Source organism: Desulfosarcina alkanivorans (assembly GCF_009688945.1).
GTDB classification, from domain to species: Bacteria; Desulfobacterota; Desulfobacteria; order Desulfobacterales; family Desulfosarcinaceae; genus Desulfosarcina; species Desulfosarcina alkanivorans.
The window spans coordinates 1269340-1296245 of sequence record NZ_AP021874.1 but is presented as its reverse complement, the minus strand read 5'-3'; the positions used below and the strand labels follow the sequence as shown (position 1 = coordinate 1296245).

Here is a 26906-nt window from a genome sequence, read left to right as displayed (position 1 = left end):
TAAAAAAGGCACGTGGGCGACCACGTGCCTTTTTCTTGTTCCTGCGTTTTGGGTATTCACAACAGTTGAATACCCTGGTTTATTGTTCTCAACCATCCGAATCGCCCATCATTTCCCGCGTTATTTTATCATGCCCATGATATCATCATGAGGTTGACCGATTCATCGATGTGCAGGCCAACAATGAATGTGAAAATCAATCCTCTTCCAAAAAAGGCCATTTCCCATTCTTTCAGCCTCGCCATACTGGCGGCCATACTGGTCACGATTTATTCCAATAGCCTTCACGTGCAATGGCAATTTGATGACGAGCCGAATATCCTCAGGAATCAGGCCCTGCACCTCGACTCGTTATCTGTAGAAACCATGTACCATTCCCTTTTTGCCAATAAGGGAAGAGGGGACAAACTGTTCCGCCCCCTGCCCAACCTGACCTTTGCGCTGAACTGGTACATGGGAAAGCAGGACCCTTTTGGCTACCATGTGGTCAATATGGTGCTTCATATCACGACCGCATGGGCGCTTTACCTCATGTGCCACGCCATTCTCAGCCAGGGGCAACCAAAAAAAACAGAGGCTGAAAATGGCAGGCGCATAATAGCGCTTCTGGCCGCCTTATTGTGGGCAAGCAATCCCATACAGACCCAGGCGGTCACCTATGTCGTTCAACGAATGGCCATCATGGCGGCGCTTTTTTACCTGCTTGGCATGCTCTGCTATCTCAAGGCCAGGACCACCCATGTTGCCTGCAAACGATGGCTTTTCTTCAGCATGGGCTTCGCCTGTTTTCTTTTCGGGCTGGGATCCAAAGAAAATGCGGTGCTGTTGCCTTTCTCCTTGCTGCTGCTCGAGTGGATTGTGTTGCAGAAGGCGCGAATCGGTTTCATCAGGAAGCATCAAGCGTGGGTTGGCCTCGTGGGGGGGGTGCTGGTGTTGTCGATGGCCTTGTTTTTTGCAGAGGGCACCTTTTTGGATTATATTCGCGGGAAATATGCCAGTCGTCCGTTTACCATGGAAGAAAGGCTGTTGACCCAGCCACGGATTGTTCTGCACTACCTTTCTCAAATCGTCGTTCCCCTGCCGCAGCGATTGTCTATTGCCCACGATGTCGCCTTGTCGGATTCTATCTGGAATCCCTGGCAGACGCTGCCGGCGATGCTCATCGTTTTTTCAAGCATCGCCGCTGCACTGCTTTTTTCAAGGAGGATGCCCCTGGTCTCCTTGGCCGCGTTATTTTTCTTTGTCAACCATGCGGTAGAATCTTCGATCTGGCCACTTGAGCTTGTATATGAACATCGCAATTACCTGCCATCCCTGTTCTTATTTTTGCCCTTTTCCGCAGGAATATATGGATGGATAAAAAGACTGCGGCATCGCAACAATTGGCTTCCCGCCACCATCACGATCGCTCTGGCCCTACTGGTGGTGTTTTTCTGCGCCGGTACATACCACAGAAACAAAGCATGGGCGACGGAAGTAACCTTGTGGGAGGATGCGGTTCACAAGGCGCCTTTGAATTACCGTGCCAATTTCCGTTTTGCATTGAGCCTGGCCTGGAGTGACCAGCCTACTGAAGCCCAATACAACCAAGCGTTGGAGGCCTTTAATCGATGCCTGACACTGACGTCTCAAAATGTGAGGGAAAGCAGGCTCAACCGGGCGAATATCAAAGGCAATATCGGAAGTATTCATTTTCGTAAGGGCGAATATCAAACGGCGGTCGCCCATTTTCAAGATGCCCTTGAACTTTATCCCGGTTTTGGGAGGATTCGATATGATATGATCCAGGCCATGCTGAAATCCGGCAAAATTGAAGAGGCCCGGGTGCAGTCCGATATCCTCGTTGACCAATATCCGGGCAACCCTGACTATCGAAGGCTACGTGACGTGGCCCGGTTCTGGAAAAACAAAGAGAATCATGTAAATTAAAAACTGAACGGATGCGTCAAGAGAAAATCAGGCGTGTCTGTCGATAATGCCCAACACCCTGTCTGACAATGCATGCCGTTGTCCTGTTCGGTGCAACTTCCGGTAACCCTATGGATTCAAACAAAAAAAACAAAACTATCCGCCGGCTGCCTTATCCCTGGTATTATTTTACGGTTGCAGTTATTGCGCTGACCGGATTGATGGATTCCGTTTATCTGTCCGTCTCCCATTACCGGGTATATACAGACATCGGTTACGAAAGCTTTTGCGCCATTTCGAGGGCGATTAACTGCGACACGGTATCCCAGAGCCCATACGCCGTCATGTTCAACGTCCCCGTTCCGGTCTGGGGTGTTTTGGGGTATGCATTTTTCATTGTTCTGCTTGTGTTTGCGTGGCCGGAGAAGGCTGAAAACAAACGCCCCTGGACCCTTCTTTTCCTGATTTCCCTGGCCTTTTCAGCCTACAGCATGGTCCTTGCCGGTATTTCCGCATTTATGATTCACAGCTATTGCATCATGTGCATTTTAAGCTATGCGGTCAATCTGTTGCTGCTCTACTTCGTATGGCTGATCCGCAAAAGGTATCAATGTGAGCCTGTTCTAAAGGCAGTGGCGCTGGACACCCGTTATTTAATGGCCCAACCGGCGGCCCTTCCGCTTTTTTTCACGTCTGTCGTCGCAGGCACGTTGATGGTTCTATTTTTTCCAGCCTACTGGCATATGAATCCTCCCGATTTGTCGGGGAAAATACCGACCGGCATCACTGAAGACGGACATCCGTGGATTGGTGCCGAAGACCCGGAAATGGTTATTGTCGAATTTTCCGACTATCGCTGTTTTCAATGTCGGAAAATGCATTTTTACCTTCGCCGGATCATAGAAAAAAATTCCGGTAAAATCAGGCTGGTTCATCGCCATTTCCCAATGGACCATGCCATTAATCCGCTTGTCGGCCAGCCTTTCCATACGGGCTCCGCCAATCTTTCCATAATCGCCCTTTTTGCGGCGGAAAAGGGTAAATTCTGGGAAATGAATGATCTGATATTTAATCTTCCCCGAAATACCAAGGAAGTTAAAATTAAGGATCTGGCCGAACAGGCGGATATTGATCTTGAAGCCTTCAGAAATGTATTCGGCAATGAATTGCTGTGGAAAAAACTCATCAAAGATGTTGAAGACGGGATGAAACACAAATTGACCGGCACACCCGGTTTCGTCATCGACGGCCGCGTTTATATTGGACAGATTCCTGCGGAATTGTTAAGAAAATATTTTTGAAAAACGGTGGACCATACTATCAACGCCATGGAGATCAATGCCGGTAAAAAAGAGAACTGGGTCTCGCTCGGGTATTGCCTGCTGATTGCGGCCCTGACGCTGGTGATCCTCATCATGGCAACCGTCCCGCCCGTCAGCCGTGACGCGCTGACCCATCATCTGGCGGTTCCCAAGCTGTGGCTCAGAAACGGTGGCATATACGAGATACCTTCGGTGCCTTTTTCCTATTACCCGATGAACCTCGACCTGCTGTATGCCATTCCACTTTTTTTCGGGAACGACATTGCCCCCAAGTATATCCATTTTTCCTTTGCGCTGCTCACGGCGTCCCTGATTTTTTTTTATCTGCGGAGCCGGCTGAAAACAAGCTACGGACTTTTGGGCGCTCTTTTTTTTCTCTCCATTCCCGTCATCGTAAAATTGTCTGTGACCGTATACGTGGACCTTGGGCTCATTTTTTTCTCCACCGCGGCACTGTTATCTTTGCTTGAATGGAGAAAACAGGGATATCAATGGAAATATTTAATATTTTCAGCCGTTTCATGCGGACTTGCCTTGGGTACCAAATATAATGGGATGGTCGTATTTTTTCTTTTAACCTGCTCTGTACCGTTTATATACCTCAGACGAACCGGCAATGATGCATCCAACAAAAGCCTGGCCAATCAATTCAGGGCGCTTGGGTTTGGCTCTGTTTTTTTTCTGGTTTCGCTGATGCTGTTTTCTCCATGGCTCGTAAAAAATGCAATTCAAACAAACAATCCCGTTTTTCCGCTGTACAATCGTTGGTTCCAGTCTTTTCAGCACCAACCCGGTGAAAAAAACAGGCAACCTGATGTCACCTTGGATAAAAAAGTCCGCAAATCAGGCAAATGGGGACATTTTGCCATACGAAAGGTGATCTACGGGGAATCTTTTGGCCAGATATCATTGATACCCTTGCGCGTGTTCTTTGAAGGGCAGGATGATGATCCCAAGTATTTTGACGGCCGGTTAAATCCATTCCTTTTGATATTGCCGATGCTTTTATTGGTCCCATGGTTAAACAAATCAGGCAGTCACCTGGCAGACATTAAAATATTATCCATTTTTTCGTTTGCTTACTTGATTTTTGTTTTCTTCAGGGTCGATATGCGGATCAGGTGGATCAGCCCGATTGTTCCCCCAATGGTCATTCTTTCCATGTTCGGCCTTCAAAGACTTCACCTTTTTGGATCGCGAGCCGGCCAAAAATGGAATCGGTGGTTCTTAAAAGGAGCGCTCCTATCTGCTATTGCCGGCATGCTGTTGATAAATGCCAACTACCTTTACGGACTTTACCAAAAAATTGATCCGATCAGTTATATATCCGGGCGGGTCGGGCGAGACCAATACATCACAAGATTCAGGCCAGAGTATGAGATCGTCAAACATATCAACCAAAAACTGCCCGATGATGCGCTGGTTCTCTGCCTTTTTATAGGAAACAGAATTTATTACTATGACCGGCCCATACGATCGGATAAAAACGTGTTAAAACGTGCCGTACATTCTTCTGCCAGCATCGATCAGATAAGCGATTCTCTGGAGAATATGGGAATCACCCATTTACTGATGCGCTATGATTTGTCTGAGTCGTGGATTGAAAATGAGTTTGATCCCCAGAAACGGGCATTGTTAAGGCTTTTCCTTGAAAAACGTGCTAAACAGGTTAAAAATTATGGCGGCTACGGTTTTTTTGAACTGATTTATAATACTTGAGACCATTTTTTTTCGGTGACTCCCAAGTAAACCCAATCGAGTAAAAACCACATGGATACCAAGGTCTCTGTCGTAATCCCGACTTTCAATGAAAGGGATAATATCGGAGCAGTTATATCAAAAATCAAACACCTGCATCCGGGTTTCGAAATTGTGGTCGTCAATGATGGCTCCACGGACGATACTGCCAGCGTCGCCCATCAATCGGGCGCAATTGTTTATAGCCACCCTTACAATATTGGAAATGGCGCGGCGGTAAAAACCGGGATTCGGAAAGCTACCGGGGATATTCTTGTTTTTCTCGATGGTGACGGTCAGCACAAACCTGAAGACATCGGCAGAATGCTTGAATTGTTTCCGGAATACGATATGGTCGTCGGAGAAAGAACACGGGGGGGGCAGGCCTCGTTTAATCGCGCAATCGGTAACCAAGTCTACAACTGGCTGGCAACCTATGTGACCAAGTTTTCAGTCAAAGACCTGACTTCCGGATTCAGGGCGATTAAAGCCGATATCGCAAAAAGTTATATTTATATGCTGCCCAATACCTATTCATACCCGACCACGATTACCCTCGGCGTGCTTCGCGACGGACGCAGCGTGAAATATCTGCCCATCGAAACACAAAAAAGGAAATCGGGAAAAAGCAGCATCAGCATCGTTAAAGATGGTGTACGTTTCTTGATGATAATTATCAAAATATGTACCCTTTATTCTCCATTACGGGTGTTTTTGCCTGTCAGTTTTTTTATGGTTTTATTGGGGTGTTCACGTTACTTATACTCTTATGTAACCGAGGGGCGCTTTACGAATATGAGCGCACTTCTGTTTACCGCGGCGGTAACCATTTTCATGATGGGACTGATATCAGAGCAGATCTGCCAGATGCGGTTTGAGCGACGCAGCAGCGATAGAGGCGTACGGCAGTTTAGCGGCGACATCAATAGGAGAGAATCGTAAAAAATCTAAAAGAGCTACCAATCACCCTTCAACTAATTGTTCATAATTAATAATTTTTTTGTGTGGGTTTTCAAAAAGTGGAACTCTATCGATAATCCTAAAATAATGAAATTAGGAAAACCTCACATTTCTATCCAAGATCAATGTTCAGTTTTTCCTGGTGCTGAATTCGCGCATAAGGATCTAAAGCGGCGAACTATTCGTGGTGGTCTTATTACAGTATTCGCTAATTTCATGATCTTTATTCTTCGATTAGGGTCAACCGCCATTCTTGCGAGACTGCTTGTTCCCAAGGATTTCGGTCTAATTGCTATGGTTCTTGTTTTTATCGGTTTTGCAAATTTACTTAAAGATGCTGGATTTTCTACGGCTACGATTCAACGTGATGTTATCACTCACGACCAAGTAAGTACTCTTTTTTGGTTGAATGTTGGTTTAAGTATCATTTGCATGTCTATCATTATTGCGTCATCTCCAATTATTGCATGGCTCTACCAAGAACCACAATTGACATGGATAAGTGTCGCTATTTCAGGATCATTCATTTTATCTGGTTTGACAATACAACATCAGGCCATTTTGCGTCGTCAAATGCGTTTCGGCACATTAGCGCTGATTAATATTGCCAGTATATTTTTCAGCACCCTTGTCGCAATATTTTTGGCTTTACAAGGGTTTGCTTTTTGGTCCTTAGTCGGTATGCATATAAGTCAAGCAGCTGTCAACGCCGCCTTAGTTTGGTTTATATGTAGATGGCGACCTAACTATCCGAAACGAGGTGTAAAAATCCGGGCTATGGTTGTTTTTGGTGGGAACCTTACTGTTAGCAATTTTTTGATCTATTGTATAAGAAATCTTGACAACCTATTGATAGGTTCCCTTTTTGGAGCAACCGCTTTAGGCCTATATTCAAAAGCTTACCAATTGCTTATGATGCCTATTACCCAAATTAATGGACCTATTTCGGTAGCCGTATTGCCTGCCTTAAGCCGCCTGCAAAATGATCCTGAACGTTTTAGGCGATTCTATTTGAAAGGGATTTCCTACCTTTCATTTGTTGGTATGCCGGTAGTTGTATTTTCTTTCATAGCAGCAGATCAAATTATCGGAATATTATTGGGATCAGGGTGGGACGACGCTGTGATACTATATAGAGTTTTAGCACCAGCGGCTTTGATTGGGACTTTGAATGTTGTTACCGGTTGGATTTTTATCCCCCTGGGGCAAGGCAAAAAACAGCTTAAGGCAGCATCTTTTGGATCATTTATAACAATGGTAGCTCTTTTAGTCGGAATCAGATGGGGAACAATAGGTGTTGCTGTAGCTTTCAGTTGTAGTGAAATGATAAAACGATTACCTCAAATTATGTATGCTTGTGCTGGAAGTCCTATCACAGTAAATTCAATTTGGATGGCTATTTATCAACCTATGATATCTAGTTTAGCAGGTGGAACATTTTGTTTATTTACAATGAATTATTTTAAAAATAATACAAATTTAATTGCTTTATTTTATCTCTGGATTGTTTTTATAATTATTTATGTATCTGTCTTTTTTTTATTTCCGAGTTCAAAACATTTCTTAAAGAATTTTCTATATGATATAAAATTGAGCATAAAGAAAAAGAGAATGGTATGAAGATAGATGCTTATGTATAGGACGCAGATTGAGAATTGTAAAACTCCTGATTAAAGAATTTATAATTACGTATAATGAAAATGAATAAAATAGAAAGTAAATTTCATAAAACTATGGCGAAACTGGTTAGTAAATCAGTTGGGCAAAAAAGATCGATTGCTATATTTTCTCTAAAGAGAAGCGGTCAACATGCAGTAATAGATTGGATTTTAGATAATAGCTCAAAATCCTATTTATTTCTTAATGATGTGAGAATGAATTGTGACCCGTTTTTCAATATGAATGGAGTGACACCTTTTAAATCAAATCGTGCATTGCTATACTTTCCCAATTCAATGGTAAAAAAAATGTTACCACGACACCTTCTGGCTTATAATTTTGAGGACCCTGATATTGAGCAAGTATTTTGTGTAAATAAAAACATTGGTCATTCAGGAAGACATGATAATGTATTGGTCCTTAGAGACATTTTCAATTGTTTTGCTAGCAGGAGACGCGGTTTGTTACATTTCAAAGAGAGCTCAAGAGTATCATTTTTAATAAAGGATTTATGGAAAAAACATGCGAGAGAGTTTTTAGGGATCACTAGTTACTTAGGAGAAAATTGCATAAAAATTTCATACAACGATTTTGTTTTTGATGAAAAATATCGAACATCTTGTGCAAAATATTTAAATATAAATAATATTGAATTGTCTAAAAAACAAACACGAGAGGGAGGTGGAAGTTCTTTTTGTAATGATGAAAATTTGAATTTTTCTGACTTAATGGTTCGATTTAGAGATCTATATGGAGTCGATTATATAAAAAATATTTTTAAAAATGATCGGGAATTATTTGACTTAAACTTTAAAATTTTTGGTAAAACATTGGCAAATTATAAAAATGAAATTTTACGATATTTTAAATGAAAAAGATATTAGCAGGTTAATACAAGAAAAATTTTAATTTCAGCCGCTCTTACTTATTTTTTAGCGTGGATAGCGTTAATTATCAATAATGTTATATCTTTGGGACTGATTTGCGGAGATCTTATGCAAAAAACGATATTGTCAAAAATGAAGGCCTTCAGCGTATAAAACCCTGAGTAATCCAGTACGACATATAAACGAATGCGACAATTTCGTTTTTATTTCTAATATAATTTCACGCAATATAAGTGAAAAATTATAATTCTAAAAAACACCTCATATTAGTAATGAAAAAAAATGACAAAAATTTAATTGAAAAATTTTTAAGATTCGGTACTCATCTTAAAGATGAAATATTTAGTTGTATGCCCACGAGGAAATCTCGGGTAATTTATAAAAAAATTCCAAAAAATATTCTTGTAATATTCCCCCATGGAATCGGGAATATGGTATTATTTACTCCTGTTCTTGAGAACTTGAAAATAAATTTTCCAGATTCATTCATTATACTTTTATTAGCACCAAGAAATACAAAGGAAGTTATCACAGATAGCCGACTTTTTGATACAATTATCGAATATGATAAAAATCAAAAAAATTCAAGTCAACTTTTTTTTGATATTGTTAAAATATTTAAAAATGCAAATATTGATTTAGGTTTGAGTTTTTCAATGAGTGCCGAATTCCCACGTTTAATGTCATTATCTAAAGTTAAATATAGGATTGGTTTTAAATACAACTATAGAAAATTAAAAGATGTAAATTATCTTTTACATAAAAGTGTTTTATCAGATTCAAACAAACACGAAGTTTTGAATTATTTAAGTGTTCTTAAATTAATTGGAATAACTGATTTTATCATAAAGCCTTGTTTCTATTTTAAAAAAAACCTACCTTATACTGTTAGAGAAAAGCTAAAAAATGATGGCTTAAATTATAAAAAAAATGTCGTTGGATTTCACACTGGGTCTTTTTTGGATATGATAGAAAAACGATGGCCGCCTGAAAATTTCGCAAAACTAGGGAATTTATTAACGAAGAATTTTTCTGTACAAATAGTTATCGTTGGTGGAGAAGAAGAAAAAAATTACATAAATAAAATTATTGATAAAATGGATGGTTATGTAAAAAATCTTGCTGGAACTTTAAATCTTAAAGAAACGGCAGCGTTAATATCGACAATGAAATTGTTTGTAAGTAATGACTCTGGGCCAATGCATATTGCAGCAGGTGTTGGAACGCCCGTAATAGGAATCTTCGGTCCAACCAATGAGATTAAAAATTCTCCTTGGGCGCATGAGAATCAAATAGTTAAGGTTATAAGACATCCCATGAATTGCGCTCCATGTTATATCCCTTATTCAGGAAAGATAAGTTGTAAAAATAATAAGTGTTTGCGTTCTATAACCCCTGAAGATGTTTTTAGTAAGTGCGAGGATATCTTATTCAACACCGAATAATTGTAATCTTATACCCGAATATGAATATTAATTTACTTTGATTCAAGCTTTAAATCTCTATTCGGGTCTAATTCCCCGTAGCTTGCTGCGATAAAATGGCTAAAAAACAATGGGCTTTGATACCTCGCGGTTTGCCGCGGGGTAGTGCATTTCGGAACATAAATTGGAGCTAAAATAATTGAAAGTTCTATTTGTAAACACACTTTACTTTCCAAATATTGTAGGAGGTGCGGAACAAAGTTTACAGATATTAGCTGAAACATTGACCCTAAGTGGACATGATGTTGTCGTAATTTCTTTACATGAAAGAAAACAAAGTAAATCATTTATTAACGGTGTAAAAGTATATTATGTTCCTTTAAGGAACTTTTATTACCCTTTCAAAGGGGAAAAAAAGCCATTTTTACGAATTGGTTGGCATTTGTTAGATATTTTTAACTATTTTATGTATGAAAAAGTAAAAGAAATTGTTGCTTTTGAAAAACCAGATATTATTCATACCCATAATCTATCTGGATTTTCAGTTTGTATATGGAAGGTTTCAAAATTATATGAAATTCCAATTGTGCATACACTTCGCGATTATTATCTTCTCTGTCATTTATCTACGATGTATAGAAAGAAAAGATGCTTGAATCAATGTAAGCGATGTTTTTTAATTAGTGAACCGAAGAAAATTTTTTCAAATATACCAAATGCTGTTACCGGAGTTAGTACATATATTTTGAATCGGCATTTAGAACATGGCTTTTTTAAAAACGTTAAAAATCGGTCTGTAATTCCAAACCCAATTAAAAAAAATCAAAAAGAAAAATTAAAGAAATGTTCAAAAAACTTACATATTGGGTATCTTGGTAGAATTTCCCCAGAAAAAGGGGTTGAGTTTTTCTTAGACTGTGCCATGAAAATTGCGGGAAAAAGTTTTCGCATTCATATTGCTGGTACCGGTAAAAAAGAATATGTTGAAAAATTAAAAAAGAAATATACTCTCAATACTCAATTTTATGGATACATTAATGCGGATTTATTTTTTCAAAAAATAAATTTGTTAGTAGTTCCCTCTCTTTGGAACGAACCGTTTGGAAGAATAATCATAGAAGCATTTAGCAATGGAATCCCTGTGATCGGTAGTAAAACAGGAGGAATAGCCGATTTGATTTCGGAAGGTAAAAATGGATTTTTATACCCACCTGATGATAAAGAAGCTTTAATTAATTTGCTTAATAAATTCATGAATAATGATAAAGATATTAAAAGTTTAGTCGTGAGAACCAAAAATAATTTGCTTCGATTTTCGCCTGAAAATATTTGTGAACAGTATCTCAATATCTACAATGAAATTGTATAAAAATATCAGATTTTAAATAAAGAAATTGGTTATAATAAAATTTTTGGGTTTTGCTTCAAATATTAAGATGAATAGAAATGGGAAATTAATTAAAATATAAAAAAACATATGAAATATTTTAATAATAAAAACCAAACTATCATTAATGTTGCTCTTGAAGTTTCGACAGTCGGTATTGGACTTGCTGAAAATAAAAATGGAAAAAATATGACAGGGCTATTCCGTGTGAACACTGAATTAACAAAGGCTTTGTTAGATTTTTCAGACGTCAATTTTTATTTGTCTTTTTTTACTTATCCGCATGGTACTCAATGGGGAAAATCGTATTTTGAAAATAAAGGATATAAAATTGACTGTTTCTCAAGGAACTCATCGTTAGAAAATTTCTTTTATCAGTCAATCAACAAACTAGAAAATTTTCCAAAAAAATCTTCAATAATGAGAATTGGGTCTAGAATTTTTAAAATATGTAAAAATGATTCTATGTCAAAAGATATTGATATCTTCCACTCACTATATTATCCTATACCAGAATTTATTAAAACAAAAAAAATTAAAAGATTCCGAACAATCCACGATTTGGCTCCGCTCGTAGTCCCCCGTTTTTTTAAAAGATCTCACAGGAGAAGTTTTTTAAAAAGTATTCAAAAAATTTCAAAAAATAAAGATTTGTTTTTCGCTGTTTCACAAAATACAAAAAATGACCTCAGATACCATTTGAATATTCCTGAAAAACATATATTTGTTACACCTTTAGCTGCATGCCCCTTTAAATTTAAACCAGTAAAAGATAAATTTAAAATATCTGAACTGCTTAAATATCTGAATATTCCTGGTAATCCATATTTTTTAAGTATAGCAACTTTAGAACCGAGAAAAAATTTAAATTACACTGTTCAAGCATTTAAAAAGTTTCTTCAATTGTCCAAGTCAAACAGTCAAGCGAAGTTACTTCTTGTCGGACGTAAAGGTTGGTTAATCGATAAATTGATTAATGAAATATATACAGACCCAATGTTAAAAGATAAAGTAATATTAACTGGGTTTGTAAAGGATTGGATGTTATCCCCTTTAATTAGCGGCGCGGTTGGTTTTCTCTACCCGTCACTATATGAAGGTTTTGGTTTACCTGTTTTAGAAGCAATGCAATGTGGTGTCCCTGTTATCACATCTAAAGTGAGTTCTCTGCCTGAGGTCGCAGGTAATTCAGGGATTCTTGTAGACCCGTTGGATATAGATGAAATGATAAATGCAATGGATAAAATTTTTAACGATGAAAGCTTAAGGAAAAATTTGGCTAAAAGTGGAATTGAAAGGGCTAAAAAATTTTCTTGGGAAAAATGTGCTCGACAGATAATTGCAGGGTACCAAACTGCACTAAATTAAAATTGAATCATAATTCTTTTGAAAATTTACGTAATCTGAAAATCTGGATGACACCGCCAATGGTAGACATTGAAAAAACATAAATTATGAAATACTCAAATATATCTAAAAGAAGAAAAAAAATGGCTCCATATATGAATAAATCGTAAAGACCTATATATATTCTGTTCGTTGTTCCCTTTTTTTTTCGCTTTGGATTTAAAAATGCGTCAACAATATACATGTAAAAGGTCCAAATACTCACCGTAAAAAAGGCCAGTTTGTAAATTATTTGATCCTGCCAACCGAAAATTGAGGCATTCACTGCCTGGATTAGTGACGCAAAAATAATAAAAATATCTTTGATTCGGTCGGTTATCGGATCCATAGCTGCAGCAAAAGGATTTCCACGGTTTGTGAGGCGGGCCAATTCACCGTCAATGCAATCAAATATGTGTGCTGTTTCTATAAATATTGCAGCGATTAGAAAATTTATCCAATTTGACTGACTGGCTTGCCACGCCGCTAAGAGTCCTACAAAAAGACCGGCAAGTGTTACATGAAGTGGAAATATTGCGGTTTTAGCAATTTGTGGTGTAATTCGTATTGAAACTGTTCTTGCCAAAAAATGGGTGAAGAGTGAATCGCGGTCACGTTTCATGCGGTCTTTAGAATTTTTTAATCCGGCCATGGATAGTTTCCAGATTCATTAATAATTATTATTTAGGCGCTCATTCGATACGTTGAATGGTATGAATTTCAATTGCTTTAAGGCTGACTTGCTACCAGATATTACCTTTTTGAATATTTCCATACACCTGATCAGCGTTAAATTTCATTATCCGTCTGAATAAAGCGGCGGAAATCAACCATTCATTCCTGAACATCCATCGGTTGTCGTAAAGTATACCCCGGCGCCTTTCAGGATCTGACTTTTTGGGATTGCCTATTAAAACATGACTTTTTGACGATTCGGAAGATGATTGACATTCATCTGCGTTCTGATCGATATACGAAAAGATATTATCAATCATTTTTCCGGGGCGCAGCCCTAATTCATCATATCCCAGTTGTAAAAAGGACAGCTTGTTCTCATTCAGGTAGGAGATCGCTTTTTTGTTCTGGAAGTACCATAACAGAAAATAAAAGGACGGTCTCCTGGTGATATAGGGAATTAAAAATCCAATCAGAAAAATTTTCTTTCCGAACGTATAGGATAACTTGTTGATGTAAAATCCCCGGGATGTATAGTTTTCAGGTTTCCGTTTCCTGTAATCGATCCGTGAAATTGACCACGATCTCACGTCCCTCAGCAGGTGGATGATCTTCAGGTTTAAATCAGGAATTCGCGTTAAACATTTCAAGGCATCAATGGATTTGGAGGAGTCCACCAGGATATAGTCATCCCCGTACAGATCATTAAAGGTCTGTAAAACAATTTTATATTTCCGGTCCATGGGGGCATTCAAGACCGGGCGAAGGCGTTTGGCTGCTTCTTTCCAGAAAAAACATGTGTCCACCGGTTGTCCGCAGGAGCAGGTGAGGTTCTGGTTGATCCGGTTGAGTTCCGGACGCAGAGCGGTGTAGATTTCACCCAGGCCGATGATGCGCGGATGGGTTCCCAGCGTAAAATCAATCAGCGTTGAGCCGACATGGGATAAACCAGAGATAAAAATGACTTTATTTTTCATTTTAAAAAAATACACGCCTGAAACGCGATTTGTGAGCAACCGTTAAATCCGGTGGTTCGCCTTATACCATCCAATCGTTTCCCGTATTCCGTCTTCAAGGGAGACCGCGGGGTGGTAGCCGATTTCTTCTTCCGCCCGGCTTATGTCAAAGGTTCTGTCGGTAACCACCGATACCATATTTTTTCTTGACACCAATGGGGGGGTGCCCCGTTTCGCAGACACCTTTTCCAGCAGGAATGCCAATGCGTAGGCAATCCAGAACGGTACGTAAAAGTAGACGCGCCTGATTGCCAGCGACCTGATGATCAACTGGTGGAGTCTTTGAAGCGGGGGGGATGTTTTAGACGCGATCAGATAAACCTTCCCCGGCTGTCCGTGGTGAATCGCCCTGAGTGACGCCTGCACCACGTCAGCGACATGAACGATGGGGGTTAAATTGGGCCCCAATCCAATTCTGGGAAAGAAACCGCGCTTGATCATTCGGCAGAGCTTTAAGAACTCGTCTCCTCCGCCAGGACCATATACCAGGCAGGGGCGCAGCACGATCACCTCCAGACCGGTTCGCCTGCCATGTTCCAGCGCTTCGATTTCACTGTAATATTTGCTTTTCTGGTAGGGGGATTGCGGATTGCAGGGGGTTTTCTCATTGATAAAAGCGGCCCCGGGCAACCCCATCGCGGCCGTACTGCTGAAATGGATGAAGCGATGGACGCCGTTTTTTGCACAGGCGGAAATTATATTTTTGGTCCCCCGGACGTTGACTTCGAAAAAACGGTCAAAGGCTTCAGCGGAAACGGCGGACACATGTCCGGCTGCAGCCAGATGAAATGCCACATCAACCCCTTTGGTTGCATCGACCAGCGTCTCAGGCGCAGTAATATCCGCCTTCACATGTTCAATGCTGGAATGCCCGTGAATGCCCTTCGACGCATCCACATGCCTCGACAGGCATCGCACCCGATGCCCGTCGCTCAGCAGACGCCTGACAAGATGCGTTCCGATAAAACCTGTCGCCCCGGTGACTAAGATCTGCAAGCGGTCTTCTCCTTCACCTGCCCATTTCAATGGTATGGTTGATCATGCGCTGCCACCAGTAATAGCCCCAGGCGCCATATTCAGCCATCACCCAGCGGATCTGGCGTCCTTCTTTCCACCACCTGGAAGGCGTGTACGGGTCGGACTTGGCTGCAACAGCAGTGACATCAATTTCATGCTTGAAGGCGGCCTGCCATATGTGCCGCGCCCGGCGGGTGTGGAATTTGCTGGTGGTAAGGATGATCGCATGTATATTCCTGGCGAGCAGCGCGCTTCCCACAGCTTTGGCTTCACTGATCGTATCAAACACATTTTCGGCACTGATGGTGATGATGTTCGAGCGTGGGACGCCAAACAATTCAAGAATGCGAACATAATCTTCAGCCCAGTGGCAGCTGGGGGCAAAACCCATTTTTTCAATGCCCCTGAGCACATCGGTTTTCCGGTTGCCGTTGATCACTACCTTTTTTACATGGCCTTCATTGTAAATCCGGGCGGCTTCAATGAGCCTCGGGTAATATTCAACGCCGGTATACAGGACAACCACCGCATCGGCAGCGGTGGGCGGTTCATCCAAAACAGGGACCTTGCCGATACACGTCAGGAGCGGACCGGAGAAGAATGCAAGCAAAATAACGATTACGAAGCATGCAGATATCAGGGCGAACATGCGGTGGATACTCGCTGTGGCGGCTTTATGTGTCATCCATTTTCCCCCGGCGGCCATCTTTAGGGAAATAACGGGTGCCGGGGGTGTTCCTTTCAGGCGATCAGTATTTCCTTTAATGCACGTATCAGCGATGGCGGGTGCATCAAAATGTTCGAGTAGGTTTGGTTGGCCAGCGGACAGGCGCAGTTTCCTTTTTTGATATATCGGCGAATTGTTTCAGCCTCCTGGCTGCCCCAGAGGCGTTTAAAGTCATATGCGAATTCACGCAGGTTGCCCATGGGCTTGTCGTAGCCCAGGGTGCAGCAGGCCCAGATGTCGCCGTAGGGTGTCATATGGGCATTGGAAATGCCTGCGTAACACGGGATGACCTGCCGTTTCTGTTCCATTATCCGAATGGCCAGCTGGTAGTAGACCAGACGGAATGCATTGGTGATGCGTTGAAACAGCACCCGTTTTTTCATGTCCTTTCTGATCTGCCCGACAAAAAAATCGATGGCACGGCGGTACTCCTGCGGATCTGGCGTGATGGGATCGTCCAGGTTGAACATTTCGGATCGCTGCTCCGCAATTTCGTTGCGGTAGCTGTCCGTTTCCAGGCTCATGACAAATTGGGATATTTCATCAATGTCGTTGACATTCCAGCGGGAGATAACCGTTCCCAATTCCACATGAAGATGAGGATAGTCGGGCTGCAAGGCTTTCAGTCGGTTGAACAGCCACATCACTTTGTCGAAATTTCCGGGGACCCCCCTGATGGCATCGTGCCTTTCGCCGATATGATCGAGGCTGGGCTTGATCGTAAGACGGACATGGGGCGCATTGGCCTTGAGATAGCGGATGATTTTGCTGACACGCCTGACGATCAGTCCGGGTGAAATGGCATTGGTGGGGATGTGCACAATACCGGGCGTCAGATAGGTGCAGGCGAGCTCGATGATTTCTGCGATGTCGGACCGGAGAAAGGGTTCACCGCCGCTGATGTTGAAAACGTAAACGTGGCCCATGGATTTGAAAATCTTTTCAATTTCATTCAGGGTCAGTTCGGTTTTCAGCCGTTCCGGATGCTTGCGGTACAACTGCCAGATGCTGCAGGTCCTGCATTTAGACTGGCACAGATTGGTCACCGAAAACGTCAGGTTAAGGGGCGTACCGGCGCTGGCGATGCCTGACCGGGCGAGCCGATAGCGAATCATTTTGGGCAAGATTTCTTTGAAATAGCTCAACGGGCGTTTCCTGTCGGGATTAGCGCAGACCGATGCCTGCTTTTTGCGATTTGTTTTTCATATACCTTGATGGTTCGTTTCGCAATTGTCGTCCAAGAAAGTGTCTGGGCTACCCTATCGGCATCATTGGCCATTTTCAATAGGCGTGCGGAATTTTCAAGGCAACGCGCAATGGCCTCTGACAGGGCTTCACTATCCATGGGTGGTATGATCGCACCCGTGTCCAATACCAGATCTGGTAGTCCGCCCACTTTGCTGACGATCAGTGGCTTGCGAAAAGAAACAGCCGTACCGCCCACGCCGGACTGGCTGTCAAAATGATGGTAGGGCAGAATGACCAGATCGGCTGCGCAAAAGTAGCGGTGGACCTCAGCGGACGGAATATACCCCAGTCTGGTTTTTACCCGATCGGGGATGCCGCAATGCGCGATCAGTTCTTCATAGGGTGCCCACGACTGCCACAACTTTCCGACTATCAGAAGGCGTGCCGACGGAATACGCGTTCTTAACCGGGCAAAGGCCTTAACGGCAGTGTCGACTCCCTTATAGGGCCGGATGGCCCCGAAGAGCAGCACGACCTTGTGTGCGGGCTTGAACCCCAGTCCGGTCCTGATCTTTTCCCTGTCCGCATCGGGGTTGACCTGGAAATCGAGCGGACCGTGAGGGATCTGGCTGATGGCATCTGGTGAAATTCCATAAAAATCAACCAATTGCTTCCGGTTTCGACTCGAGTGAACGATAAAATGGTCTCCCATGGAAAACAAGAGGCGTGACAGGTGGTAAAACCATGGGGATCGTTCATGGGGCATTACGTTGTGGACGGTAAAGACGATCGGCTTTCGCCTGATTTTGAACAGGCAGCACAAACAAAGGTAAGCCGGAGCCAGGGGCAGGCTCCACCATTGTGCGTGTAAAATGGATGCATTGGTGGTCAACCCCTCTGAAATCCATCCGAGTGGGTTGTACCAGGCCATTTTGCGTTTTACATGCAGGTGCGGATCGTGGCAGGACGGGAACGTATCGTCGTCTTTGAGATCCCTGCCGGGGTACAGGAAGGCGGGATACATCTGTTTGAATGAAAGAAATTCCACCTCGCAGTCGCTGCCGGCGATGGATGTCGCCAGTTCAAAACAATAACTGCTGATGCCGCGAAGCGGCGGGTAAGAACCTAGCATGGCAACCTTCATTTTTACATCCCGGTTATTGCCGTTGAGGCCGCCAGGGACCGCTGGGCTTCTCGGGGAAAACAAAAAATCGCCGACCCAGAAAATTCAAAATGAACGCGACACCCGTGGCACTCAGTTTTGAAATCATCGGCGATAATCGAATTCCCAGTAAATAATTGGTCACCATCAGGTCCACACAGGCGACGCCGGCGACAACACCCGCGTAGGCCAGCCATTCCAATGGCGCCTTCCATTTGGCCTGGTGCTTAAACAGAATGAGCACGCACAATATATAGTTGACAATGGCCGCTGCCGAAAAAGCAACCGGTGCCGAAACCGTTGCATTGATGCCCGCATGGAACATGGCCAGGAACAATGCGAGGTTGAATAGTGCCGCAAATCCGCCGATAAAGATGTAAAGCAGAAACTGCATGGGAACAGGGGCTTTATGGGCATTGTACTTCAATATGCAATACAATGCCCGGAATCCGTCTCTGACACCGATCTTTTTCCCTTCCTCATAGGTCCTGCCGGAATAGGATATGCCGATTTCAAAGATGCGAACCCGCATTTGGGCCACTTTGGCCACGATTTCGGGCTCGAATCCAAAACGGTTTTCCTTCAAGTCAACGCGTTGAATGATTTCTCTTTTGAAAACCTTGTAGCACGACTCCATATCGGTCAGGTTGAGGTCGGTAAACATGTTGGACAGCATGGTCAGGAAGCGGTTGCCGATCGAGTGCCAGTAATAGAGCACGCGGTGCGCGCCTGAAGATAGAAACCGAGACCCGATAACCACGTCAGCCTGATTGCCGATCAGCGGAACCAGCAGTTTTTTCAGTTCCATGGGATTGTATTCCAGGTCGGCATCCTGTATGGCGACGAAGTCTCCCGTGGCCCGCTCAAACCCGGTTCTCAAGGCTGCGCCTTTGCCTCTGTTCCTGTCGTGCTTCAATACGGTGATGCCGTTGTGACGTTTTTCCAACTTCCTGGCCACAGCCAGGCTGTTGTCACGCGAGTGATCATCGACGATGATGATTTCTGTCGAGAGCGTTTCATCCTCGATTTCAAGCACCCGGTTTACGCAACGGCTGAGGGTTTCCCCTTCATCAAAGCAGGGTATGATAACGGAAAGTGTTGCCGGCGTTTTAGGAGCGTTTTTCATATGCGCTTCATCCATTCTGTCACGGTTGTCCCTTTTCCGGGGTTGCGGAACGTTTTTTTTCAATAACGGCGATGGTGAGGCAAACGGGTATCATTGCCAACAGGTAGGTCATCGGCCGGATGGGGATCGAATATCTCGGAAAGGGGGCCCCGGCAATGTGTACCAGGATAAAATAGGCATAGGTCAAAGATAGAAGACGCGCCGGTAGAAAATGTTCCCGGTCGATGGCCAGACGGTGTTTCGGAAGCCAGACAAGAATCGCCCCCAATATGCTCGACCCGACCATGAATGGGTGCACCCAACGCATGAAACCGTCTATGAAACCAAACATTGGCGATGCCTGATAGGGGGAGGACAGGACCGGGTAAATAAACGTGCCCCGGCCCTGAATCATTTCCCAGCCGAAGAAATAGAACGGTTTGGACAGATACCAGCCCAGATATTTCAGCGGCTGGTCGCAAAAACGGTTGCCGATGGCTGTGATGACATTTTGCATGGAACCGGCAATCGCCTTACCCTCCGGATCGAACCGGTATGGATATCCAAACGTGTGGGGCAGCCCATCGTACATGAATTGCGGGTACATGCCATGGTGGAGGGTGTTGATGGTCAGCGTCGGGTCGGAGAGATAGCCAAGGGTCGCCAGGTTGCGCAGCAGCCAGAGCGAAAATAAAATCGAGAACGGTATTCCAACCAGGAGGCTGGTTCTGATCCTGCGCTGAAATCCGGAGTGGATGAGAATGAACACGATCAGAAAAAGAACATAGTACTGGAGCGTGGGTTTGATCAGTGCTGCGAAACCCAAGGTGAGTCCCGACAGCAACCAGAGGCCGGCCCTGTTCGATTTGATGGATGAAACCAGAAACGCAATCCCTCCGGTCAGAAAAAAAGTGAAAAGCGTTTCGGTCAACAGGTAGACATTGAGATTGATGAGGTGAGGGCTGATTGCCGTCAGGGCGGCGGCGGCCGATGCGCCCACAGGCCCGATCGCCCGCCGCCCGATGCAGTAGACAACAGCGATGGTTGCCGTACTCAAAATGGCTTGAAGATAAAAGACAGTAATGGCAAACCGGTCTAATTGCCGGGTTGCGGTAAACGGATAGAGAAAAATCGGATATCCGGGAGAACGAAACGCGTCCGGTTCCGGTTGATGGTTAGCGTCTTTTAATGATTCAAAGTCCTTGGAATAGATTCCATGCAGTCGAAGGTTGTAGGCATAAGCGGTGTATTGTCTGGCATCTGCACGAAATGGTGTCTCAATTTCAGTCACGGACACCATAAACAATCTGAGATATAGGCCGAGAAGCAAAACGCATGTGAGAAACAGGAAAAAAAAATTCCCGTGGCCCGATGGCCCGGCCCTGCCGCCATGTTTGATTTCAATTGTCAATGAATGACTCCCGTATCTGATTTAGGGGCTTATCAACAATGCGTCGTTCATAACCATATATTCATGCAATGACAAGCTTTTTACCTCCCCGTGAGGCCGATTTCCGCCATGGATTCCTGCAAGGAGCCCAATTGAGCGGCTGGCCGGCGGCAGGTCCCTCATGCAACGGGTTCGGCAAATTCAAAGAATCCGAATGCGGGCCGTACGTCTGGGGCGCGCGGTATGGCCACTTCTGTCACCTTTTTATCCAATTGAATGGATTTTCTCCTTTAAATCCGCCTTGACAATCCAGCAATTTTTGAATACTTTGTAAAAGCTTAAAATTAATAGGCAAATTATCAAATTAAGAAACCCAAGCTCCCGGCCGACTGACCACGCCCCGCAAGGGGCTTTTCTAACTGTTCCAACGCAGACAGACCTTTTCTCTGCGTCGCTGACGTGAAACCACCATTTCCCCGCAAGCGGAACGATCTGCTTTCAGGGCGGGGAGAAAAAATGGGGGATACCACCGTGGAACCAATTGAGAATTATCCCTCTTTGATCGATTGCCTTGATTCGGCTGTGTCCGGATTCGCGCTCGATCCTGATTTCCATTCAGGGGGCGGGACCGGTGGGCGGGAGCGCCCTTTTCGGTCGAGTCCTTACTCCAGAACCTTCCGGGGCCGCATCAAAACCGACGCCGGCCACCGTGTTCGAGATGTCCATCTGATCCTCCAGCGGGATCGATACGAAACACCCGGGTCTCTCGTGCCGGTCACCAACCTGGCTGTGGAGGCGGCCTGGCAAAATGCCTTGGTTTTCCACACTCAAAATGACTCGGCCACGCCGGCGGTCTTTTTCAAGGGGCAGATAGACGCAAACGGCCGATTGCAGCCGTTTCAGTCCCTGTTTTATTGCCAGACCACCCAACAATGGTTTCATCCGGTCTGCCCGCAGTGCGGGGCGGCGCTGACGCTCTGCCGGGACGATGCCCTTTTGAAAAAAAGAGGGCTGCCCGCCTATTCCGATTCCCTGGATCGTTTTCTGTACTGTCGGTCCTGTGCGGCCCCGTCCGGCACATCCCCGTTTTACGTGCCTGAAAAAACGGCGCAGATGCCGGAATTCGTCCAGGATGCCGATGCACTGGTGGCCCAGTGGAAACACCTGCCTGCCCGTTTGCCGCAGGAGAGTGACCTGCCCTGCCGGGGATGCCCGGACAGGGGAGCCTGCTTCGGTCCTGAATCACAGGCGCTCCAGCGCATCGTACCGTTATCTTTTTTTCCGTTTTACATGATGATGTTTCCGTCGCCTTCCGTGAGTGCCGCCGATTTTCTCACGATGATCTCAGGCGGAACGGATGTTGATGCCGGTGGACCGGCTGGATTTCTCTTTGGCGATCAGGAACGGCAATTCCTGGAAATTCTCTACCTTAAGCTGACGTTTCTGGCCCAGGTCTGCCACCAGTTCATCCCGGCCGATGGATCTGCAGGCATACAGGAATTTGACCTGTCCCTCGAGAGCATCGGCGTGGATCTCCACCCGCCGGGAACGGGACTTCCCGCATATTGGAATTTCAAGGCCCGCATCATGGATGCCATCGGCAGTTTTCAGGACAGCCCCTTCGCTCCCGTCATGCCCCGGGCGCCCCGTCTTCATTTTTTGGGGGCCCTCTGGTTCCGGACCCTGCTGGTCAATTCCCGTCAGGGGGCCGATGCCGTTTTCACTCAAGTGGGCCGCCTGGTCGACGGCCTGACCTCTGATCACCCTGTGGAATCGTTGGAAATAGACGGCCTGGATACGGCCGGAACATTCGGCAGCGGGCAGGTCTTCTGGGTGCCTGAGCAACGCAGCCTCCCTTTGAGCTGGCAGGGGTATTGGGCCGATGCGGTGCGACTCGGATTCCAGCTGGTTCACGCAGGTTTGAAGACCGGCGTCGCCTGGGAGGCGTCGTCGTTCATGGCTGCGTGTGACGGGTTGCGCGAGCGAATCAAGAATGAGATGTTCTCCGGCGCCGAGGATGCGTCCGCTGCCGAAATCAAGGCGGCACCGTCCGGCAGGATCGACGCGGTGCTGCGCCTCATCCTTGAAAAATGGAAGACCGAAGCCGCCGCCGCTGCCGGTGAACCCGCTGCGGACCGGGTAACGGCCGGTCAGCCGGACCTTCCGGAGGCGGACGAAACGGTGGTGTATGCATCTTCATCGGGTGAACCGCCCCCGGCTGCCGCGCCTGCCATGACGCATCCCGATGTGCCGGTGCCGGAAGCGGCTGACTGGGACGCGGATATGGAAGAGACCGTGGTCTTTTCAGCATCCACTGCAGCGCCGCCGGCTGACGTCGTAAACCGCGGCAATGCGCCTGAGGGTCAGCCGCAGGAAGCTCAGTGGGAGGATGACATCGAAGAGACGGTTGTACTGCGGCCCGGGCCGGCCACCGAACCGCCTGCGGTCCCGCCGGACATCGATGACATGGAGCAGACGGTGGTGATGTCCATTCCCCCATCGCCGTCGTCCGGAGCTCCGCCTGCTGGGGAAGATGAGGACCTGGCGGCCACGATGATTCAGCAGCAGGCTGCCGGTTCACCGCCCGTATCCTTCGATGGTGCTGACGGGGATCTGGAATCAACGCTGATTCTCAATACCGGGCCTCCACCGGCCACCCTGATCCAGGGGGAGGGGGGCCAACAACCGGCATCATCCCCGCCGTCCAGTGCGCCGGAACCGCCGGCTTTCGGGCAGGCGGGGGAGGATGACGACCTGGACGCGACCCTGATCATCAATCCGGCCGACCGGAGGGCGGCATTGAATCCCATGGAACCGCCCCCGGAGATTCCGGCGGATGATGATCTGGCGGCAACCCTGATCGAAACGCCGCGCCCAGCCGCACCTGTCGGAAACCAGGGACCGCCGCCGGAGGCCGCGCCGCCGGGCTTGCCGCCATCACCCCATGGGGTGCCGGAGTCCCGCTCCCACGAGGTTCCCGGAGGCGGGTCATCGGATCGTGAAAATGACGATGATGAGATCATGGAGCAGACGATCATTATCCGATCGGACGTAAAAAAAGAGTAATTGCGACAGCTTGATGGGCCCGTAAAAAGCTTTTTCAGCGTATGTTCGAAAGGAGCCGAAAGGTTTCAGGAGCGGCTTCCAGCCGCGATCGTCCGATCATCCCATCGCATCGCGGCCGGAAGCCGGTCCTGCGAAACACGGCCCTGTTTTGATTAGCGCGTCCCTGGAAGCCATGGGGCCGCGCAAACCCTGAACCCCTAAAGGCCGACCTATGACCGATGTGAATCTGATAAACCGCATGTCCTCAGCGCTTGCCAGCCGGTTTGAAACCGATGGCGATGCTTCGGCGGATTCGGTGGAAGCCTATCTCGACGGACAGATGGCCGGGTTTGACCGCCAGAGGCGCATCGAAACCCTGCAGGCGCTGATTGACCGATCGCAAGACACCTGCCGGCCGTTGATGACCGATGAGACCGATGAGGACGTCCTGACCCGGGTCTGTTCGCTGCTGCTCGGGCGCAAGGTCTCCATGGACGACCTCTCCTCCAGTGAACTGCTGGAAAAACTCGCCGAATCGCTCAACACGATTTTCAATACACTCAATCAGTTGATCAGCGTGATCAACATGACCTTTACCGGAGAGGGCTCGCCGGAGCAGACGATCCGCCAGGTGATCGGATTCCGCCTGGAAGGCGAAGGGGAGGGAAGTTCCCTGGAAACCTATCTGGGGCAGATCAGCAACGCCTTTTTAACTTCGCAGCAGTCCTTCAAAGAGGCCGCCTATGCCAAGGTCAAACAGGTGCTGGGTGTGCTGGACCCGGAAAAAATGGCTGCCGAGGTGGGGCGGGGGCTGAAATTCGGCCCGATGAAAAAGGCCGAAATGTATGAAATATACGTACAACGTTACGAAAAAATCCAGAAATGGTTCAGTTCCGGTCGTTTCATGGAAGATTTTTTGAGAGAATTCGAAAAGAACTGCCAGACTAAATTCGGAAAATAAGGAGGCTGATGTGAAACGATTTATTTCCATATTGATTGCCGGGTCGCTGTTGATGCTAACCGCATGTGCCGCCAAACAGCTCCCCCCTCCCGAGTGGACATACGAAAAAGAGGCCATCCGCATGCACATCAAGGCGGATGATCAACTCAACCTCGACGAGGGCGAAGCGCACACGCTGTTGTTGTGCGCCTACCAGTTGTCCGATCCCAATACCTTCAACCAGTTGTCCAATGATCAGGACGGGTTGTATAAACTGCTCGAATGCAGCCTTTTCGGAGACGGTGCGGCCGCATCCAAGCGGATGATCATCCAGCCCGGGCAGGACATCAACATGACCCTGGACCGGGCCGATGGTGCCCGCTACGTCGCCATCGTGGCCGGATACTATATCCTGGAAAAAGACCGCATGGTCAAGATGGTGGAAATTCCCGAATATACGGAGAAAAAAGGATTCATAAAGAAAACAAAGACGCGCAAGCCGGCTCCTTTGAGCGTCGAGCTGGTGCTCGGGCCGCAGCAGATCACCACCATTTCCACCTCCACGCCGGAAGGAAAATAGCCCGATGGAAAAACCCCTTTACTGGCACCAGGGGCTGTTTCTGCAGCCCCAGCATTTCCAGCTCCAGGATCGATACACCCAGGCATTGATCGAACCGCTGCACCAGAAAATGACGCCCCATTTCTGGGGCGTCAGCGGTATGGCGGTGAAGTCGGCCGCCCTGGGGAACCGGTCCATCGGCCTGACGGGTGGCGCCTTCCTTTTTCAGGACACGACCTATGCCGTGATTCCGGACAATGCCGTGGTTCAGTCCCGTTCCTTCGAAAGTGCCTGGGAGGACGGTGGCAAGCCATTTATGGTGTATCTGGGATTGAAGAAATTGAGCCCTGGCGGAGAAAACGTTACCGTGGTCGAGGACTTGAGCCGGATTGAAGACGTGACCACCCGGTTCGCGGCGACCGAAGCGGTGGAGGATGTCCGGGATCAGCACGGCAGCGGTCCCAATGCCGAGATACGGCATCTGCATCTGGTGTTGAAGTTTTTCTGGGAAACCGAAACGGATCAGCTGGGGGATTACGAGCTGATTCCCCTGGCCAGACTGGAGCGGCAGGGCGATACGATTGTGCTGAGCGAACAGTATATCCCCCCGTGTCTGAATCTGGCAGCCGTTCCGGCGCTGGAGCGCCTGATCAAGGAGGTCCGCGATCAGATTTCCGCACGCGGCCGGCAACTGGAGGCCTACAAGCGCGACCGGGGCATCCACACGGCCGAATTCGGCAGCCGGGACATGGTCTTTCTGCTGGCCCTTCGAAGCTTGAATCGCTATGTGTCCATGCTGGTCCATCTGACCGAAGCCGGACAGGTCCATCCCTGGACGGCCTACGGCGTGCTGCGCCAGCTGATCGGGGAAATGACCACGTTTTCCGAAAGAATTTCCGTTACCGGTGCGCTGGACGACGGCACCGAACTGGTCCCCGCATACCGGCACCAGGATCTGTGGAATTGCTTCTCCTCGGCCCAGCGCCTGATCACCCAGCTGCTGGATGAGATCACCGCCGGCCCCGAATACATGATGCCTCTTTTGTTTGACGGCACCTACTATGCCACCGAACTGCCGCCGGCCATATTTGAAGGCCGCAACCGGTTCTATCTGGCACTGGAGACCGCGTCCGATCCTCAGGCCTTGCTGGCGTCCGTGGAGCAGATCGCCAAATTCAGTTCCCGTGAATACCTGCCGATCCTGATTGCCCGCTCACTGCCGGGGATCAAACTCACCTATTTGCAGACCCCTCCACAGGAACTGCCGCGGCGGGCGAACACCCTCTATTTTCAAATCGACCATCATGGTGATCCGTGGGCCCAGGTGCAAAATGGCAACAACCTGGCGCTTTACTGGGATTCGGCCCCTGAAGACCTGAAGGCTGAGCTGATGGCTGTCGGGAGAACTTAAC

At 46.6% G+C, this 26906-nt stretch carries 21 protein-coding genes; 13 read left to right on the top strand and 8 right to left on the bottom strand.

The features are described from left to right. Positions 1-183 precede the first annotated feature (183 nt). The 9 genes from DSCA_RS05705 (at position 184) to DSCA_RS05665 (ending at position 12652) form a co-directional block, all read left to right on the top strand. The gene (locus tag DSCA_RS05705; RefSeq protein WP_167527625.1) at positions 184-1929 is read left to right on the top strand and encodes a tetratricopeptide repeat protein; all 1746 of its coding nucleotides are present in this window, start codon (positions 184-186) and stop codon (positions 1927-1929) included. A 68-nt stretch (positions 1930-1997) separates the two neighbouring features. Further along, positions 1998-3209, top strand: a complete 1212-nt coding sequence (locus DSCA_RS05700; RefSeq protein WP_155315510.1) for a vitamin K epoxide reductase/DsbA family protein — start codon at positions 1998-2000, stop codon at positions 3207-3209. A gap of 6 nt (positions 3210-3215) precedes the next feature. Further along, complete coding sequence (locus DSCA_RS05695) at positions 3216-4949, top strand: ArnT family glycosyltransferase (protein WP_155315509.1); 1734 nt, start codon at positions 3216-3218, stop codon at positions 4947-4949. Between the two features lie 51 nt (positions 4950-5000). Then, a complete protein-coding gene (locus DSCA_RS05690) occupies positions 5001-5909 on the top strand; it encodes a glycosyltransferase family 2 protein (protein WP_155315508.1) in 909 nt (302 codons plus the stop codon). Positions 5910-6014: 105 nt separating this feature from the next. Beyond that, a complete protein-coding gene (locus DSCA_RS05685) occupies positions 6015-7547 on the top strand; it encodes a lipopolysaccharide biosynthesis protein (protein ID WP_155315507.1) in 1533 nt (510 codons plus the stop codon). Between the two features lie 80 nt (positions 7548-7627). Further along, a complete protein-coding gene (locus DSCA_RS05680; protein WP_155315506.1) occupies positions 7628-8458 on the top strand; it encodes a hypothetical protein in 831 nt (276 codons plus the stop codon). Between the two features lie 248 nt (positions 8459-8706). After that, complete coding sequence (locus DSCA_RS05675) at positions 8707-9918, top strand: glycosyltransferase family 9 protein (RefSeq protein ID WP_155315505.1); 1212 nt, start codon at positions 8707-8709, stop codon at positions 9916-9918. A gap of 178 nt (positions 9919-10096) precedes the next feature. After that, the gene (locus DSCA_RS05670) at positions 10097-11266 is read left to right on the top strand and encodes a glycosyltransferase family 4 protein (RefSeq protein WP_155315504.1); all 1170 of its coding nucleotides are present in this window, start codon (positions 10097-10099) and stop codon (positions 11264-11266) included. Positions 11267-11374: 108 nt separating this feature from the next. After that, positions 11375-12652 carry a glycosyltransferase family 4 protein gene (locus tag DSCA_RS05665; protein WP_155315503.1) on the top strand — a complete coding sequence of 426 codons (1278 nt, stop codon included), beginning with the start codon at positions 11375-11377 and terminating at the stop codon, positions 12650-12652. 7 nt (positions 12653-12659) lie between these two features. On the opposite strand, the gene DSCA_RS05660 is transcribed toward DSCA_RS05665, so the two are convergent. From DSCA_RS05660 to DSCA_RS05625, 8 genes are all read right to left on the bottom strand, one after another. Beyond that, positions 12660-13322, bottom strand: coding sequence for a CDP-alcohol phosphatidyltransferase family protein (locus DSCA_RS05660; RefSeq protein ID WP_155315502.1), 663 nt, complete (start codon positions 13320-13322; stop codon positions 12660-12662). Between the two features lie 91 nt (positions 13323-13413). Continuing rightward, on the bottom strand, positions 13414-14322 hold the full coding sequence (locus tag DSCA_RS05655; RefSeq protein WP_155315501.1) for a hypothetical protein: 909 nt from the start codon (positions 14320-14322) through the stop codon (positions 13414-13416). Positions 14323-14364: 42 nt separating this feature from the next. Then, positions 14365-15357: an NAD-dependent epimerase/dehydratase family protein gene (locus tag DSCA_RS05650; RefSeq protein ID WP_167527623.1), complete on the bottom strand. Its 993-nt coding sequence runs from the start codon at positions 15355-15357 to the stop codon at positions 14365-14367. A 13-nt stretch (positions 15358-15370) separates the two neighbouring features. Then, positions 15371-16063, bottom strand: coding sequence for a YdcF family protein (locus tag DSCA_RS05645; RefSeq protein WP_167527622.1), 693 nt, complete (start codon positions 16061-16063; stop codon positions 15371-15373). Positions 16064-16119: 56 nt separating this feature from the next. Further along, entirely contained in the window at positions 16120-17250 is a 1131-nt protein-coding gene (locus DSCA_RS05640) for a radical SAM/SPASM domain-containing protein (RefSeq protein ID WP_155315498.1), read from the bottom strand. Continuing rightward, positions 17247-18425, bottom strand: coding sequence for a glycosyltransferase family 4 protein (locus DSCA_RS05635; protein ID WP_231716385.1), 1179 nt, complete (start codon positions 18423-18425; stop codon positions 17247-17249). Before DSCA_RS05635 ends, DSCA_RS05640 begins: the two co-directional genes overlap by 4 nt. A 25-nt stretch (positions 18426-18450) precedes the next feature. Beyond that, complete coding sequence (locus DSCA_RS05630) at positions 18451-19581, bottom strand: bifunctional glycosyltransferase family 2/GtrA family protein (RefSeq protein WP_155315496.1); 1131 nt, start codon at positions 19579-19581, stop codon at positions 18451-18453. A 19-nt stretch (positions 19582-19600) separates the two neighbouring features. Then, on the bottom strand, positions 19601-20851 hold the full coding sequence (locus DSCA_RS05625) for an ArnT family glycosyltransferase (protein WP_167527621.1): 1251 nt from the start codon (positions 20849-20851) through the stop codon (positions 19601-19603). 615 nt (positions 20852-21466) lie between these two features. Here DSCA_RS05625 and DSCA_RS05620 point away from each other — a divergent pair. The 4 genes from DSCA_RS05620 (at position 21467) to tssK (ending at position 26905) form a co-directional block, all read left to right on the top strand. Beyond that, the gene (locus tag DSCA_RS05620) at positions 21467-24016 is read left to right on the top strand and encodes a hypothetical protein (protein ID WP_155315494.1); all 2550 of its coding nucleotides are present in this window, start codon (positions 21467-21469) and stop codon (positions 24014-24016) included. 211 nt (positions 24017-24227) lie between these two features. Next, complete coding sequence (locus DSCA_RS05615) at positions 24228-24956, top strand: hypothetical protein (protein ID WP_155315493.1); 729 nt, start codon at positions 24228-24230, stop codon at positions 24954-24956. 10 nt (positions 24957-24966) lie between these two features. Continuing rightward, complete coding sequence (gene tssJ / locus DSCA_RS05610) at positions 24967-25515, top strand: type VI secretion system lipoprotein TssJ (RefSeq protein WP_155315492.1); 549 nt, start codon at positions 24967-24969, stop codon at positions 25513-25515. A 4-nt stretch (positions 25516-25519) separates the two neighbouring features. Continuing rightward, complete coding sequence (gene tssK, locus DSCA_RS05605) at positions 25520-26905, top strand: type VI secretion system baseplate subunit TssK (protein WP_155315491.1); 1386 nt, start codon at positions 25520-25522, stop codon at positions 26903-26905. The last annotated feature ends 1 nt before the right edge of the window (position 26906 follow it).